Raw genomic sequence first — 16,618 nt, 5'->3', positions numbered from 1 at the left:
GTCAGCGGGTGATGCCGCGGCTGGAGGTGAGGATGGAGTCACGGAACACCGCTACTTCGGAGAACTGGGCGGCCACGTCTTCCAGCTCGACCAGCGCTTCCTCGATGGTGAAACCCTGGCGGTAGACGATCTTGTAGGCACGCCGCAGGGCCTGCATGGCCTCGGAGCTGAAGCCACGACGGCGCAGGCCTTCGAAGTTCATGCTACGGGCCTCGGCAGGGTTGCCGGAAACGGTAACGTAAGCCGGAACGTCCTTGCCGATCGCCGCGCCCATGCCGGCGAAGGCATGCGCACCGATATGGCAGAACTGGTGCACGAGGGTGTAGCCGGACAGAATCGCCCAGTCACCGATGTGCACGTGACCGGCCAGTGCCACGTTGTTGACCAGAATGCAGTTGTTACCGACGACGCTGTCGTGACCGATATGGGCATAGGCCATGATCAGGTTGTGGTCACCGATGGTGGTTTCGTCACGATCCTGAATGGTGCCCCGGTGCATGGTCACGCCTTCACGGATGATGTTGTGGTCACCGATGACCAGGCGAGTAGGTTCGCCCTTGTACTTGCGATCAGGGGTATCTTCGCCAAGCGAGGCGAACTGATAGATCTTGTTGTGCTTCCCGATTCGGGTCGGTCCCTTGATGATCACGTTGGGACCCAGCACGCTGCCCTCGCCAATTTCTACGTCGGCCCCGATGATCGACCAAGGGCCGACGACGACGTCGTCAGCCAGCTTGGCGCTGGGATCGATGATGGCGCGAGGGTCAATCAAACTCATAACTTGCGTTCCGCACAGATGATTTCGGCCGAGCACACTTCCTTGCCATCGACCGTGGCTTTGCATTCGAACTTCCAGATGCTGCGCTTGCTGCTGAGGAACTTGGCCTCGAGAATCAGCTGGTCGCCAGGCACTACCGGCTGACGGAAGCGTAGCTTATCCGAGCCAACGAAATAATAGAGCGTACCGTCGGCAGGCTTCACGTCCATCATCTTGAAGCCCAGAATACCGGCCGCCTGTGCCATGGCCTCGATGATGAGGACACCTGGCATGATCGGATGCTCGGGGAAATGGCCGTTGAAGAATGGCTCGTTGACGCTGACATTCTTATAGGCACGAACGCTCTTGCCTTCAAGATCCAGATCCGTGACCCGGTCCACCAGCAGGAACGGGTAACGGTGCGGCAAGTACTCGCGAATTTCGTTGATGTCCATCATTTCCAGAGAAGCCCGTAATAAAAAGAATAGAGCACGGCATCAGCCATGCTCAGGCATCAGATGAGGCATTCCCGCTCGAGGTCACGGCATTCAGCTGTTTTTCCAACTGCTTCACACGCCGTGCCATGTCGTCCAGCTGGCGGATGCGCGCCACGCTCTTCTTCCACTCGCCTGCAGGTTGCATGGCCGTCCCGGATGAATACGCCCCCGGCTCGGTGATCGAGCGCGTGACCATGGTCATGCCGGTCACGAATACCCCGTCGCACACATCGATGTGCCCAACCATGCCAACGCCACCAGCGATCATGCAGTTCTTGCCGATCGACGTGCTGCCGGAAATACCGACGCATGCTGCCATCGCCGTGTTGTCACCGACCTGCACGTTGTGCGCGATCATGATCTGGTTATCCAGCTTCACACCGTTGCCGATGCGGGTGTCGGACAGCGCACCGCGATCCAGCGTGGTGTTGGCGCCGATCTCGACGTCGTCGCCGATGCTGACGCCACCGATCTGGGCGATCTTTTGCCAAACGCCCTTCTCGTTGGCGAAGCCGAAGCCCTCACCACCGATCACTGCACCCGACTGAATGACCACACGCTTGCCGATACGCACATCGTGGTACAGGGTCACCCTTGGTGCCAGCCAGCCACCCTCTCCGATCTCGGAGCGCGCACCGACCACGCAATGCGCGCCCAGCGACACACCTGCACCAACCTTCGCGCCACTCTCGATCACCACGAATGGTCCGATCGCAGCGCTCGGGTCCACCTGAGCATCGTCAGCCACCAGGGCGGTGGGATGAATCCCCGCCGCAGCCCTGGGCTTGCGATCGAACAGGTGGGACAGCGACGCGTAGGCCAGGTAGGGGTTGGCCACGATCAACGTATTGCCGGCGAAGCCTTCGGCGTCAGCAGCAGTCAGCAGTACCGCGGCGGCTTGGCAGCTAGGCAGGTGCTTGCGGTACTGAGCGTTCGACAGGAACGTCAGCTGAGACGGGCCGGCATCCTGTAAGGTTGCCAGCCCGTCGACCGTCTGATCCGCAGCGCCACGCAAGGTGGCGCCCAACCGCTCGGCCAGTTGACCGAGGGTGAATACAGGTGTGGACATCATCAACGCATCTGGTTCATGCGCTCGATGACCTGGCGGGTGATGTCGAACTGGGGTTTGACATCGATCACCGCACCACGCTCGAGCACCAGATCGAAGTTGCCGGACTTGATGACCTCTTCAACGGCCTTGTCCAGGTTGGGCTTGAGCTTCTTGAGCATGTCGCGGTCAGCGACGGCCTTGGCCTCGTTCAGCTCCTTGGACTGGAACTGGAAGTCACGTGCCTTCTGCTTGAAGTCCAGCTCGAGACGCTCGCGCTCGGCGGTCTGCATCTTCTCACCGTCTTTGACGATACGATCCTGAATGCGCTTGGCGTCGCTTTCCAGCGTCTTGAGCTTGTTCAGTTGGGGGCCGAATTTCTTCTCGGCGTCCACGGCGTAACGCTTGGCCGCATCGGACTCGAGCAGGGCCATTTGATAATTGAGTACCGCAACCTTCATTTCCGCGAATGCCGGGGTGGCCAGCAGAGCAGCGCTTAACAGAACCAGTTGAGTCAACTTACGCACGGTGTAACTCCTGCAGAAAAACTGTCTTCGTGATTCATGAGCAGACGCTTAGAACGTCTGGCCGAGGGAGAACTGGAATACCTGGGTATCGGCGTCGTCCGGTTTCTTCACCGGCATCGCCAGGCTGAAGCTCAACGGACCGAGCGCAGTGATCCAGGTGACACCGACACCAACCGAGCTGGCCAGGTTGCCGAAATCGATGTCACAGCTGTCGCCACGACGTTTCTGCCCGGAGCTGCAGTCGGTATCGAACACGTTACCCACGTCCCAGAACAGAGCGGTACGCAGCGAACGCTGATCCTTGACGAACGGCAGTGGGAACAGCAGCTCTGCACCGCCCTGAATCAACACGTTACCACCGAACGGCAACGGATCCTGATCCGGGTCGGCCAGGGTTCCAGCGTTCGTACCAGTGCTCGGCGTACTGCGCGGGCCGAGGCTGCTGTCTTCGAAACCGCGAACCGAGTTGAAACCACCGGCGTAGTAGTTCTCGTAGAACGGCAGCTTGCTGGTGGAACCGAACGCGCCGCCGTAACCCAGCTGGGTATGGAAACGCATGGTGTAGGTATCGGTCAGCGGCTTGAAGACCTGGCCACGGTAGTCGAGCTTGTAGAACGACAGGTCGCTACCCGGCACGGTGGTTTCGAACACCAGGCTCTGCGAGTGGCCGCGGTTGGCCAGCACGCCACGGTTCAGGGTGGACTCGGACCAGCCGACGGATGCCTTGAAGTTCAGGTACTTCTCGCCTTCCTGACGGGTGAAGTCGAAGATCTCGTCGACGGTGTAGCGGCCGGTGTTGATCTCGTCCTGCTGCACGGTCAGGCCGTAGGTCAGGCGCGCGGTCTCGCTGATCGGGTAACCGATGTTGATACCGGCGCCCAGGCTGTCGACCGAGTAGCTGGATACATCGACATCGAGCTCGTCGTAGTCGGTGGTGCGGTAGAAGGCGTTGTAGCCCAGGCTCACGCCATCTTCGGTCCAGTAGGGATCGACGAAGCTGAAGTTGTAGCGGCTCTGGTATTCGCTGCGAGTCAGGCCGAGGCTGACACGATTACCACTACCCAGGAAGTTGTTCTGGGTGATCGAACCACCGAGGATCAGACCGGCGTTCTGGGCGAAACCGACGCTGGCGGTGATGGAACCGGAAGCCTGCTCTTCGACGCTGTAGTTGACGTCGATCTGGTCATCGGTGCCCGGCACTTGCGGGGTCTCGACGTTCACTTCCTTGAAGAAGCCCAGACGTTCCAGACGAACCTTGGACTGGTCGATCAGGTAGGTCGAAGCCCAACCACCTTCCATCTGACGCATTTCACGACGCAGCACTTCGTCTTCGGTCTTGGTGTTGCCACGGAAGTTGACGCGATTGACGTAGGCCCGCTTGCCCGGATCGACGACGAAGGTGATCGATACCGAGTTGTCGTCATCATGCGGCTCGGGCACGCCGTTGACGTTGGCGAAGGTGTAACCCTCGTTACCCAGACGGCGGGTGATCAGCTCGCTGGTGGTGGTCATGACCTTGCGGGAAAACACCTGGCCTTCCTTGACCAACAGCAGCGCACGAACTTCTTCTTCCGGCACCTTGAGGTCACCGGAGAGTTTCACGTCGCGGACGGTGTATTTCTCGCCTTCATCGACGTTGACGGTGATGTAGACGTGTTTCTTGTCCGGCGTGATGGACACCTGGGTGGAGGTGATGTCCATGTTGATGTAGCCGCGGTCCAGATAATAGGAACGCAGGCGCTCGAGGTCACCGGACAGTTTTTCACGGGCGTACTTGTCGTCGTTGCGGAAGAACGACAGCCAGTTGGTGGTCTTCAGCTCGAACAGATCGTTGAGGTCTTCATCGGAGAAGACATTGTTGCCCACCACGTTGATGTGCTGGATGGCTGCAACGGTGCCTTCGTTGATGTTGATCTTCAGTGCCACACGGTTGCGCGGCTGCGGAATCACTTCGGCATCGATCTCGGCGGAATAACGACCCTGGGCCACGTACTGGCGCTGCAGCTCGTTACGCACGCCTTCGAGGGTCGCGCGCTGGAAGATCTCGCCCTCGGCCAGGCCGGACTGATTCAGGCCCTTGAGCAGGTCATCACTGCTGATGGCCTTGTTGCCTTCGATTTCGATGCTGGAAATCGACGGGCGCTCGACCACGGTGATGACCAGCACGTTGCCGTCACGACCCAGCTGGATATCCTGGAAGAAACCGGTCTTGAACAGCTCACGGGTCGCTTCGACCAGCGTGCGATCGTCGGCCGACTCGCCGACGTTCAGGGGCAGCGCACCAAACAGGCTGCCCGCGGAGACGCGTTGCAGGCCGTTAACGCGAATATCGGAGATGGTGAAGGACTCGGCGTGAACTTCGGCGATCATCAATGCGGCAAGAACCGCAGGTAGCAGCAGACGTTTCATGAAGTCCTTTCTTATTCCAACTAACGATAAGAAATCAGTCGTTCGAGACGAAAGATATGTAATTCAGCAGAGGTCACAGGCGCCCAAGGTCATTGACCAGAGCCAGCAGCATCACCCCGATCACCAGGCTGATACCAATCTGCATCCCCCAACCCTGCACCCGCTCGGAGAGGGGACGACCCCGCACCCACTCGACCAGGTAATAAAGCAGATGCCCCCCATCCAGCACAGGAATGGGCAGCAAATTGAGAACACCCAGGCTGATACTCAGGTAGGCGAGGAAATTCAGGAAGTCCCCGAGGCCTGACTCGGCCGAAGCGCCCGCCACTTTAGCAATGGTTATCGGCCCGCTCAAGTTTTTTACCGAGAGCTCGCCGAACAGCATTTTCTTCAGCGAATCGAGGGTCAGAACGCTCATTGTCCAGGTGCGCGACGCGCCTTCACCGACAGCCTCCAGCGGACCATAACTGACCTCGCGAAGCATTTCAGGCGGCCATTGAGCGGACGCGACGCCGGCGCCCAGATAACCGCTGACCGCGTCGCCTTCACCACGCCGGGCCAGGGTGACGGGCACATCCAGACGCTGCCCATCACGCTCCAGCGACAAGGATACCGACTGCCCTGGCAACCCACGCACACGGTCGACCAGATCCTGCCAATCGACCAGCGGCTGCTCGTTCAGCGCCAGCAGGCGGTCGCCAGCACGCAGGCCAGCAGCCTGCGCAGGCCCCTCGGGGTCGAATTCGGCCAACACCGGCTCCAGGCTCGGACGCCAGGGGCGAATGCCCAGCGAAGCGATCGGGTCCGGCTCATTGGCGCCACGCAGCCAATTGTCCAGTTCGACACGATGCAGGGTGTCAGCACCGCCGTCGACATTCCGGGTGGCAATCATCAGCTCGCCACTTTCGCCAAGGCGACGCACCAGCTGCAGATTGACCGCCGACCAGCCCACAGTCGCCTTGCCGTTGATCGAAACGATTTCTTCGCCCGCCTGTAAACCGGCGACTTGCGCCAGGCTGCCGGACTCCACGGCACCGATGACCGGGCGCACCTGCTGGCTGCCCAGCATGGCCACCAGCCAGAAGAACACCAGCGCCAATGCGAAGTTGGCCGCCGGGCCAGCGGCCACGATGGCGATACGCTGCCCGACGGTCTTGCGATTGAACGACTGCTCGGCCAACGCCGGGGGCACATCGCCCTCACGCTCGTCGAGCATTTTCACGTAGCCACCGAGCGGGATGGCGGCGATCACGAATTCGGTGCCCTGGCGATCATGCCAGCGCACCAGCGGCGTGCCGAAGCCTACCGAGAAACGCAGCACCTTGACGCCGCAGCGTCGGGCCACCCAGAAATGACCGTACTCATGAAAGGTCACCAGCACCCCGAGCGCAATCAGGGTACCGACGATCATATACAGTGCGCTCATGCCACCTCTCCACGATTCAACCACTGCCCAGCCAACTCCCGCGCACGGCGGTCGGCCTCGAGCACGGCGTCGAGACACTCGACCGCAACAGCCGGCTCGGCCTCGAGAACGCCGTCAATGATACGCGCGATATCGGTAAAGCGAATCCGCCGTTCGAGAAACGCCGCCACGGCGACTTCGTTCGCTGCATTGAGCATGGCCGGGGCACTACCACCTGCCTCCGCCGCCTGACGCGCCAGGCGCAGGCACGGGAAGCGCACGTCGTCGGGGGCCTGAAAATCAAGCCGCGCAATCTTCAGCAGATCCAGCGGCGCGACACCGGAATCGATGCGCTGCGGCCACGCCAAGGCGTGGGCGATGGGGGTACGCATGTCGGGATTACCCAACTGGGCGAGTACCGAGCCGTCGACATAATCGACCAGCGAATGGATGACGCTCTGCGGGTGGATGACCACTTCGACCTGATCAGGGCGCGCATCGAACAGCCAGCAGGCCTCGATCAGCTCCAGCCCCTTGTTCATCATGCTGGCCGAGTCGACGGAAATCTTGCGCCCCATCGACCAGTTGGGATGAGCGCAAGCCTGTTCGGGAGTCACTGCATGCAGCGCCTCGGGCGTGGTTTCTCGAAACGGGCCACCGGACGCGGTCAGCAGGATGCGACGCACGCCAACCGGCTGCAGGCCACGGGCGTAATCCTGCGGCAGGCACTGGAAAATCGCGTTGTGCTCACTGTCGATAGGCAGCAGCACGGCACCACTCTGCCGTACGGCACGCATGAACAGCGCGCCCGACATCACCAGCGCCTCCTTGTTGGCCAGCAGCACCTTCTTGCCCGCCTCCACCGCCGCCAGCGTGGGCTTGAGGCCTGCCGCACCGACGATGGCCGCCATCACGGCGTCCACCTCGGCATGCGCCGATACCTCGCACAACCCTGCCTCGCCAAACAGCACGTGGGTCGCGAGGCCGGCGAGACGCAGGCGAGCCTGCAGATCATTCGCCGCCTGCACATCCGCAACGACGGCGAAGCTCGGCCGATGGATAACGCACAGGGCCTCCAGCTCCGCCACGCGGCTGAACGCGGTCAGCGCGAAAACCTGATAACGGTCAGGATGACGGGCGATGACGTCGAGTGTGCTGAGGCCGATCGAGCCCGTGGCGCCAAGCACGGTAATGCGCTGCACCTGACTCACAGCGCACCCCAGCCAGCGAGCCACAGCAGTACGGCGAACACCGGCACCGCTGCAGTGAGGCTGTCGATGCGATCGAGTACGCCACCATGACCGGGCAGCAGATTGCTGCTGTCCTTGATGCCGGACTGACGCTTGAACATGCTTTCGGTGAGATCGCCAACCACGGAAATCAGCACCACCAGAGCCGCAGCCGGTAGAGCCAGCAGGAATTCGCCGAACGACCAGTCACGATACAGACCAACGACCACGGTCAGCAGCAGACTGAGCAGCAGACCGCCAATCAGACCTTCCCAGCTCTTGCCCGGACTGACATGCGGGGCCAGCTTGCGCTTGCCGAATCGTTTACCCGAAAAATAGGCACCGATATCCGCCACCCAGACCAGCGCCATCACGGCCAGAATCAGCCAGTTGGCCAGCTGCCACTGTTTCACCACCACCAGCCCTTGCCAGGCGGGCAACAGAATCAGCAGACCGATCAACAGGCGCCCCGGCAGACCACCCCAGTAGCGGCTGCTGTGCGGATAATTGAGCACCAGAAAGGTCGCGAACACCCACCACAGCACGCCAACACCCAGAAGCCAGGGCGCCAGCACGGGCAAACCATGCAACACATATAGCAGCACCGCCACCAGCGCCGCGTAGCCAATACGCAGCGACTGCGTGGCGAAACCGGCCAGGCGCGCCCACTCCCAGGCACCAAGCACCACCACGGCAGCGATGAACAGCGCGAACGCGCCGCCCTCGAGCAGAAAAAAGCCTGCAAGGGCGATCGGCAGCAGGATCAGCGCCGTGATGATTCGTTGCTTGAGCATCAGGCGCGGGCCTCGGCTTCTACTTGTTCACTGGTTTTGCCGAAGCGCCGCTGACGCTTAGCAAAATCCGCCAGCGCTGCGCGCATGGCGTCGTGCTTGAAGTCCGGCCACAGCAGGTCGGAGAAATACAACTCACTGTAGGCCATTTGCCAGAGCAGGAAATTGCTCACCCGATGCTCACCGCCGGTGCGGATACACAGGTCGGGCAAGGGCAGCTCACCGGTGACCAGGCAGCTTTGCAGCAGACCAGGGGTAATGTCCTCAGGCTGCAGGTGCCCGCCCTGAACCTCGCGAGCGAGGCGCTGGGCAGCCTGGGCGATATCCCACTGACCACCGTAGTTCGCCGCGATCTGCAGGATGAAGCGCTTTTCGCCAGCACCACCAGATGTCCTGGACTCGGCCTCCCGCATGGCAGCCTGGAGCTCAGGATGGAAGCGCGAACGGTCCCCGATGATACGCAGGCTGATGCCGTTCTCGTCGAGCTTGCGGGTTTCCCGGCGCAACGCACTGAGAAACAGCTCCATCAGCGCCCCGACCTCTTCGGCGGGACGCTGCCAGTTCTCACTGGAAAACGCGAACAGGGTCAACACCTCGACCCCGGACTCGGCGCACACCTCGATGACCGCACGCACCGCATCGACACCCGCCTTGTGACCGGCCACGCCAGGCAGCAGGCGCTTGCGCGCCCAGCGGTTGTTACCGTCCATAATGATCGCCACGTGCCGTGGAACGGCCATCACGGCACCGACTTTGGAATTGTCCATGGCGACTTCCTGGCCGTTAAACGGCCATCAGGTCCGCTTCTTTCTGCTTGACGGCAGTTTCTATCTCGCCCACGAACTTGTCGGTCAGCTTCTGGATATCGTCAGCAGCACGACGCTCTTCGTCTTCGCTGATTTCCTTTTCCTTGACCAGATCCTTGAGCTGGCTCAGGGCATCACGACGAATATTGCGCACGGCCACACGGCCGTCTTCCGCAGCGTCACGCGCCTGCTTGGTGAAGCCCCTGCGGGTTTCTTCGGTCAGTGCCGGCATGGAGATCAGCAGTAGCTCGCCGAGGTTGGTCGGGTTGAACCCCAGGCCGGAGCTCTGGATCGCCTTGTCCACGGCAGCCAGCATGTTGCGTTCGAACGCCACGACCTGCAGGGTGCGCGAATCCTTCACGGTCACGCTGGCAACCTGATTCAACGGTGTATCGGCACCGTAGTAAGGCACCATCACGCCGCCGAGAATGCTCGGGTGGGCCTGGCCGGTGCGGATGCGGCTGAATGCGTGGGCCAGCGATTCCAGGCTCTTCTGCATGCGTACCTGGGCGTCTTTCTTGATTTCGTTGATCATTCTTTACTTTCCTCGACCAAAGTACCTTCGGCACCACCCACCACGACATTGAGCAGGGCACCCGGCTTGTTCATGTTGAAAACACGCAGTGGCATATTGTGGTCACGGCACAGACAAATGGCCGTCAGATCCATCACGCCCAACTTGCGATCCAGTACCTCGTCATAGGTGAGGCGATCGAATTTTTCCGCGTGCGGATCCTTGAATGGATCGGCAGTGTACACACCATCCACCTTGGTTGCCTTCAGCACCACGTCGGCATCGATCTCGATACCGCGCAGACAGGCGGCAGAGTCGGTGGTGAAGAATGGGTTGCCAGTGCCAGCGGCGAAAATCACCACCTCACCGGTTTTCAGGTGGCGCATGGCCTTGCGGCGATCGTAGTGGTCGGTAACCCCGACCATCGAGATGGCCGACATGACCAGCGCGGGTATGTTGGAGCGCTCCAGCGCATCGCGCATGGCCAGGGCGTTCATCACCGTGGCCAGCATGCCCATGTGATCGCCGGTTACCCGATCCATGCCAGCGGCGCTCAGCGCAGCGCCACGGAACAGGTTGCCACCACCAATCACCACACCGACCTGCACGCCGATACCGACCAGTTGGCCGACTTCCAGCGCCATGCGATCGAGCACCTTGGGGTCGATGCCAAAATCTTCAGACCCCATCAGGGCCTCGCCGCTAAGTTTGAGCAGAATGCGCTTATAGCGCGGTTGACGACCACTCACCTGCTGAGCCATTACCAGTCTCTCCTGCGGCGTAAGAAAACGTGCGAACCCTTTGGCTCGCGCATATCGAGCGCTTCGACAGCGCTCACGACCGTTCGTGCCCTGCGCACCAACCGTCGTTTGGAAAAAAATCCCATTTGAAAAAGAGGCCGCGCGCGTGAGCGGGCAGCCTCTTCTGGGGCACTAGCTTAGACGCCTGTTACTGCTTGCTGGCAGCAACCTGAGCAGCGACTTCGGCAGCGAAGTCGTTCTCGGCTTTCTCGATGCCCTCGCCCACTTCGTAACGTACGAAGGAAACGATTTCAGCACCGGCTTTCTTGACCAGGTCACCGACCTTGACTTCCGGGTCCATGATGAACGCTTGCTCAACCAGGCTGGCTTCTGCCAGGAACTTGTTGATACGGCCCTTGATCATGTTCTCGACGATGTTTTCCGGCTTGCCGGCGATCTTGTCGGCGTTCAGTTGCAGGAAGATTTCCTTTTCTTTGGCAACCAGCTCTTCGGAAACCTGGTCCGGCGAAACCACGGCCGGGTTGGAAGCAGCGACGTGCATGGCAACGTGCTTGGCCAACTCGTCGTTGCCGCCTTTCAGAACGACCAGAACGCCGATGCGGTGACCGTGCAGGTAGGCACCGACGGTTTCGCCAGCGACCGCGGTCAGACGACGGATGTTGACGTTCTCACCGCACTTCGCAACCAGACCTTCGCGAGCGGACTCGCGGGAAGCGATCAGCGGCGCGACTTCGGTCAGGTTCTGGGTGAAGGCTTCATCCAGGCTGTCTTTTACGAAGCCTTTGAAGTCGTCCTGCAGAGCCAGGAAGTCGGTCTGCGAGTTGACTTCGATGATCAGGCCACGGCCACCTTCGACGCGAGCGGCGATAGCGCCCTCAGCGGCGATGTTGCCTGCTTTCTTGGCGGCCTTGATGGCACCCGAAGCGCGCATGTCGTCGATGGCCTTCTCGATGTCGCCACCGGCGGCAACCAGGGCCTTCTTGCATTCCATCATGCCTTGGCCAGTACGCTCGCGCAGTTCTTTAACCAGGGCTGCAGTGATCTCTGCCATTTTGAAAATCCTCTTGGTAGGTCTTCAAGCATCGCCCGTCATGCAGGCGATCAAATCTGTGAGTGGCAAAAAGGGGGCCTAGCCCCCTTTTTGCGCAGCGCATAACACTAAATGCTCTGCGTTACCGCTTAGCCTTCGGCAGCTTCTGCAGCCGGTGCTTCTTCGACGAACTGCTCGGTAGCGCCGCCAGCGTTGCTGCGACCACGAACAACGGCGTCGGCCATGGCACCCATGTACAGCTGGATGGCGCGGATGGCGTCGTCGTTACCCGGGATGATGTAGTCAACGCCTTCCGGGCTGCTGTTGGTATCGACAATGCCGATTACCGGGATGCCCAGCTTGTTGGCTTCGGTGATCGCGATGCGCTCGTGATCGACGTCGATGACGAACAGAGCGTCCGGCAGACCGCCCATATCCTTGATACCACCCAGGCTGCGATCCAGTTTTTCCAGATCGCGCGAGCGCATCAGCGCTTCTTTCTTGGTCAGCTTGGTGAAGGTGCCGTCCTGGGACTGCACTTCCAGATCACGCAGACGCTTGATCGAGGCACGGATGGTCTTGTAGTTGGTGAGCATGCCGCCCAACCAGCGGTGATCGACGAACGGCGAGCCGCAACGAGCAGCTTCTTCGCGAACGATCTTGCCAGCGGAACGCTTGGTGCCGACGAACAGGATCTTGTTCTTGCCAGCAGCCAGCTTTTCAACGAACGACAGCGCGTCGTTGAACATCGGCAGGGTCTTCTCAAGGTTGATGATGTGGATCTTGTTACGCGCGCCGAAAATGTACTTGCCCATTTTCGGGTTCCAGTAACGGGTCTGGTGGCCGAAGTGCACACCGGCCTTCAGCATATCGCGCATATTGACTTGGGACATGATAGTTCCTTGATAAGTCGGGTTAGGCCTCCACGCATCCCAATTTCCAACCCTTGCGGGCACCCAGGAAATCGTGTCGATACGTGTGTGGGGTTAAGCTTTCGGGGTCTGCCCCGTAAAGCGGCGCGTTTTATACCACAGGAAGCGGCCATAAGCTACAAGCGGCAAGCCACAAGCTGAATGTCCGGCGTCCCGGGCAAGTGAGTCTAGTCCAAGATGAGCGTCCTGCTCCTACTTGCGGTTTGCAGCTCGAGGCTTGGGGCTTAGAATGGCGTCCTTTACAGATACCGAGATCACCATGACCGTCACCCTCAAGACGCCCGATGAAATCGAGAAGATGCGCATCGCTGGCCGCCTGGCCGCCGAAGTGCTGGAGATGATCGCCGAGCACATCAGGCCAGGTGTCACCACCGACGAGCTGAACACCCTCTGCCACGAGCATATCGTCAACGTGCAGAAGGCCATTCCCGCGCCGCTCAATTATGGCGCCGCTCCAGGCCGTCCGGGGTTCCCCAAGTCCATCTGCACCTCGCTCAACCACGTGGTGTGCCACGGCATCCCCAATGACAAGCCGCTCAAGGAAGGTGATGTGATGAACATCGACATCACCGTCATCAAGGACGGCTACTACGGCGACACCAGCCGCATGTTCCACGTCGGCAAGGTACCGGAGTGGGCCGAGCGCCTGTCACGCATCACCCAGGAATGCCTTTACAAGGGCATCGAGGTGGTGCGCCCCGGTGCCCGCCTGGGCGACATCGGCGAAGTGATCCAGAAGCATGCCGAAAAGCATGGCTTCTCGGTGGTGCGCGAGTTTTGCGGCCACGGCATCGGCTCGGTGTTTCACGAGGACCCGCAGGTGCTGCACTACGGCCGTGCCGGTACGGGCATGGAGCTCAAGGAAGGCATGACCTTCACCATCGAACCGATGATCAATCAGGGTCGCCCGGAAACCCGCGTACTGGGTGACGGCTGGACCGCGATCACCAAGGACCGCAAGTTGTCCGCGCAGTGGGAGCACACCCTGCTGGTCACGGCCGATGGCTACGAGATATTCACCCTGCGCGGCGATGACACCATTGCACGTGTTTCCCCCTGATCTCGAACCACGCCTATAGATAGAAGGAAGGCCGCCGCATGCCGCAGGTAGACTCCGAGTTGTTCGATCGCGGCCAGTTCCAGGCGGAACTGGCGCTCAAGTCCAGCCCCATCGGCGCCTTCAAGAAAGCCATCCGCCGCGCCCACGAAGTGCTCGATGCACGCTTTCGTGGCGGCCGCGACGTGCGCCGCCTGGTCGAGGACCGTGCCTGGTTCACCGACCAGATTCTGCTCGAAGCCTGGAATCGCTTTGCCTGGAACGCGGACGCCGAAATCGCCCTGCTGGCGGTAGGCGGCTATGGCCGTGGCGAGCTACACCCCTATTCGGATATCGACCTGCTGATCCTCCTCGGCAGCGATGATCAGGAAATCTTCCGCGACGCGATCGAAGGCTTTCTTACCCTGCTCTGGGACATCGGCCTGGAAGTCGGTCAAAGCGTACGCTCGGTCGCCGAGTGCGGCGAAGAAGCCCGCGCCGACCTGACGGTGATCACCAACCTGATGGAAAGCCGCACCATCGCCGGCCATGAGCATCTGCGCGGACGCATGCAGGAGGTCACCTCCAGTGCGCACATGTGGCCGAGCCAGGAGTTCTTCCTGGCCAAGCGTGACGAGCAGAAAGGTCGACACGCCAAGTACAACGACACGGAGTACAACCTCGAGCCCAACGTCAAGGGCTCACCCGGCGGGCTGCGCGACATCCAGACCATTCTCTGGGTCGCACGCCGCCACTTCGGCACCCTCAACCTGCACGCCATGGTCGGCCAGGGCTTCCTGCTGGAAAGCGAATACACCCTGCTGGCTTCTTCCCAGGAGTTTCTCTGGAAGGTGCGCTACGCCCTGCACATGCTGGCCGGGCGCGCCGAAGACCGCCTGCTGTTCGACCACCAGAGCAAGGTGGCCGAACTGCTGGGGTACGACGAGGGAGACACCAAGCGCACCATCGAACGCTTCATGCAGAAGTACTACCGGGTGGTGATGGCCATCGCCGAGCTGAGCGACCTGATCAACCAGCACTTCGAGGAAGAGATCCTGCGTGCCGGTGACAGTGGCCCGGCGACGCCGCTCAACAGCCGTTTCCAGGTTCGTGACGGCTACATCGAGGTGACCCACCCGAACGTATTCAAGCGCACGCCATTCGCCATCATCGAGATCTTCGTGCTGATGGCCCAACACCCGAATCTGAGCGGGGTATGCGCCGATACCATTCGCCTGCTGCGCGATCACCGTCATCTGATCGACGACGATTTCCGCAAGGACATCCGCAACACCAGCCTGTTCATCGAGCTGTTCAAGTGCGAACAGGGCATTCACCGTAATCTGCGCCGCATGAACCGCTACGGCATCCTCGGGCGTTACCTGCCGGAGTTCGGCCATATCGTCGGGCAGATGCAGCACGACCTGTTCCACATCTACACCGTCGACGCGCACACGCTCAACCTGATCAAGCACCTGCGCAAGTTCAAATGGCCGGAGCTGGCGGAGAAATTCCCCCTGGCCAGCAAGCTGATCGACAAGCTGCCAAAGCCCGAACTGATCTACCTGGCCGGCCTTTATCACGATATCGGCAAGGGCCGTGGCGGTGACCACTCCGAGCTCGGCGCCATCGACGCCGAAGCCTTCGGCCGGCGCCACCATCTGCCGGCCTGGGATACCGGGCTGATCGTCTGGCTGGTGCAGAACCACCTGGCGATGTCGACCACCGCTCAGCGCAAGGACCTGTCCGACCCGCAGGTGATCCATGACTTCGCCGCGTTCGTGGGCGACCAGACCCACCTGGACTACCTCTACGTGCTCACCGTGGCCGACATCAATGCCACCAACCCGAGCCTGTGGAATTCCTGGCGCGCCAGCCTGATGCGTCAGCTCTACACGGAAACCAAGCGAGCCTTGCGCCGCGGCCTGGAAAACCCGGTGGAGCGCGAAGAACAGATTCGCCTGACCCAGAGCGCGGCGCTGGATACCCTGGTACGCGGCGGCACCGACTCCGATGACGTCGAGCAGCTATGGTCGCAACTCGGTGATGACTACTTTCTGCGCCACACCGCCAGCGATGTCGCCTGGCACACCGATGCGATCCTCCAGCACCCGAGCGATGGGGGTCCGCTGGTGCTGATCAAGGAAACCACCCAGCGCGAGTTCGAGGGCGGCACGCAAATATTCATCTACGCACCGGATCAGCATGATTTCTTCGCGGTGACGGTTGCTGCCATGGCGCAGTTGAACCTGAACATTCACGACGCGCGAATTCTCACCTCGACCAGTCAGTTCACCCTCGACACCTACATCGTGCTCGAGGTGGAAGGTGGCTCCATCGGCGATAACCCACAGCGTATCAAGCAGATCCGTCAGAGCCTGATCGATACCCTGAAACACCCGGACGAGTACCCCAACATCATTCAGCGTCGGGTGCCGCGTCAGCTCAAGCACTTCGCCTTCGCACCGCAAGTGACCATCCACAACGATGCCCAGCGGCCGGTCACCGTACTGGAGCTGACCGCGCCAGACCGCCCCGGCCTGCTGGCCAAGATCGGCCGGATATTCCTGGACTTCGACCTGTCACTGCAGAACGCCAAGATCGCCACACTGGGCGAGCGCGTAGAGGACGTCTTCTTCGTCACCGACGCCAACAACCAGCCGCTGTCCGACCCGGAACTGTGCGCACGCCTGCAGCAGACCATCATCACCAAGCTGTCGGCGACCAGCAGCCCGAGCCCACTGCAAATCAGCATCTAGGCATTTGCAGGAGCGCCGCCCCCACGAAAGCGTGAAAATCCCAGCCCGCTTGCGGGCGATGCGATGGAGGCCTTGCCGCGGAATCGGCATTGGCCCAATGATTCGCCCGCAAGCGGG

General features: G+C 61.0%; 15 protein-coding genes. 2 read left to right on the top strand and 13 right to left on the bottom strand.

Annotation, left to right across the window (positions count from 1 at the left end; all coding sequences use genetic code 11):
- Nucleotide 1 precedes the first annotated feature (1 nt).
- The 13 genes from lpxA to rpsB all read right to left on the bottom strand — a co-directional run bounded on the left by lpxA (nucleotide 2) and on the right by rpsB (nucleotide 12,667).
- Nucleotides 2-778, bottom strand: coding sequence for an acyl-ACP--UDP-N-acetylglucosamine O-acyltransferase (gene lpxA, locus FHR27_RS00585; RefSeq protein ID WP_042555182.1), 777 nt, complete (start codon nucleotides 776-778; stop codon nucleotides 2-4).
- Entirely contained in the window at nucleotides 775-1,215 is a 441-nt protein-coding gene (gene fabZ / locus FHR27_RS00580) for a 3-hydroxyacyl-ACP dehydratase FabZ (RefSeq protein ID WP_042555181.1), read from the bottom strand. The genes lpxA and fabZ overlap by 4 nt, the downstream gene beginning before the upstream one ends.
- 49 nt (nucleotides 1,216-1,264) lie before the next feature.
- Nucleotides 1,265-2,326: a UDP-3-O-(3-hydroxymyristoyl)glucosamine N-acyltransferase gene (gene lpxD, locus FHR27_RS00575; RefSeq protein ID WP_042555180.1), complete on the bottom strand. Its 1,062-nt coding sequence runs from the start codon at nucleotides 2,324-2,326 to the stop codon at nucleotides 1,265-1,267.
- Entirely contained in the window at nucleotides 2,326-2,829 is a 504-nt protein-coding gene (locus tag FHR27_RS00570) for an OmpH family outer membrane protein (RefSeq protein ID WP_042555179.1), read from the bottom strand. Before FHR27_RS00570 ends, lpxD begins: the two co-directional genes overlap by 1 nt.
- A gap of 48 nt (nucleotides 2,830-2,877) precedes the next feature.
- Nucleotides 2,878-5,238: an outer membrane protein assembly factor BamA gene (gene bamA / locus FHR27_RS00565; protein ID WP_042555178.1), complete on the bottom strand. Its 2,361-nt coding sequence runs from the start codon at nucleotides 5,236-5,238 to the stop codon at nucleotides 2,878-2,880.
- Between the two features lie 73 nt (nucleotides 5,239-5,311).
- Nucleotides 5,312-6,664: an RIP metalloprotease RseP gene (gene rseP / locus FHR27_RS00560; RefSeq protein WP_179537515.1), complete on the bottom strand. Its 1,353-nt coding sequence runs from the start codon at nucleotides 6,662-6,664 to the stop codon at nucleotides 5,312-5,314.
- Nucleotides 6,661-7,854: a 1-deoxy-D-xylulose-5-phosphate reductoisomerase gene (ispC, locus tag FHR27_RS00555; protein ID WP_179537514.1), complete on the bottom strand. Its 1,194-nt coding sequence runs from the start codon at nucleotides 7,852-7,854 to the stop codon at nucleotides 6,661-6,663. Before ispC ends, rseP begins: the two co-directional genes overlap by 4 nt.
- Nucleotides 7,851-8,666, bottom strand: a complete 816-nt coding sequence (locus tag FHR27_RS00550) for a phosphatidate cytidylyltransferase (protein WP_179537513.1) — start codon at nucleotides 8,664-8,666, stop codon at nucleotides 7,851-7,853. The genes ispC and FHR27_RS00550 overlap by 4 nt, the downstream gene beginning before the upstream one ends.
- Nucleotides 8,666-9,430, bottom strand: coding sequence for a polyprenyl diphosphate synthase (uppS, locus tag FHR27_RS00545; RefSeq protein ID WP_179537512.1), 765 nt, complete (start codon nucleotides 9,428-9,430; stop codon nucleotides 8,666-8,668). Before uppS ends, FHR27_RS00550 begins: the two co-directional genes overlap by 1 nt.
- A gap of 16 nt (nucleotides 9,431-9,446) precedes the next feature.
- Nucleotides 9,447-10,004, bottom strand: a complete 558-nt coding sequence (gene frr / locus FHR27_RS00540) for a ribosome recycling factor (RefSeq protein ID WP_042555173.1) — start codon at nucleotides 10,002-10,004, stop codon at nucleotides 9,447-9,449.
- On the bottom strand, nucleotides 10,001-10,744 hold the full coding sequence (pyrH, locus tag FHR27_RS00535; protein WP_042555172.1) for a UMP kinase: 744 nt from the start codon (nucleotides 10,742-10,744) through the stop codon (nucleotides 10,001-10,003). The genes frr and pyrH overlap by 4 nt, the downstream gene beginning before the upstream one ends.
- A gap of 187 nt (nucleotides 10,745-10,931) precedes the next feature.
- Complete coding sequence (gene tsf, locus FHR27_RS00530) at nucleotides 10,932-11,795, bottom strand: translation elongation factor Ts (RefSeq protein WP_042555171.1); 864 nt, start codon at nucleotides 11,793-11,795, stop codon at nucleotides 10,932-10,934.
- 128 nt (nucleotides 11,796-11,923) lie between these two features.
- Entirely contained in the window at nucleotides 11,924-12,667 is a 744-nt protein-coding gene (gene rpsB / locus FHR27_RS00525; RefSeq protein ID WP_042555170.1) for a 30S ribosomal protein S2, read from the bottom strand.
- A gap of 298 nt (nucleotides 12,668-12,965) precedes the next feature.
- Between rpsB and map the strand changes: the two genes are divergently transcribed.
- Nucleotides 12,966-13,766 (top strand): type I methionyl aminopeptidase, encoded by an 801-nt coding sequence (gene map, locus FHR27_RS00520; RefSeq protein ID WP_042555169.1) that lies wholly within the window; start codon nucleotides 12,966-12,968, stop codon nucleotides 13,764-13,766.
- 38 nt (nucleotides 13,767-13,804) lie between these two features.
- Nucleotides 13,805-16,501, top strand: a complete 2,697-nt coding sequence (locus FHR27_RS00515) for a [protein-PII] uridylyltransferase (protein ID WP_042555168.1) — start codon at nucleotides 13,805-13,807, stop codon at nucleotides 16,499-16,501.
- Nucleotides 16,502-16,618: the final 117 nt, after the last annotated feature.

Origin of the sequence: Pseudomonas flavescens (genome assembly GCF_013408425.1) — a bacterium.
Classification (GTDB): Bacteria; Pseudomonadota; Gammaproteobacteria; order Pseudomonadales; family Pseudomonadaceae; genus Aquipseudomonas; species Aquipseudomonas fulva_A.
This window is presented reverse-complemented; position numbering and strand designations above follow the sequence as displayed.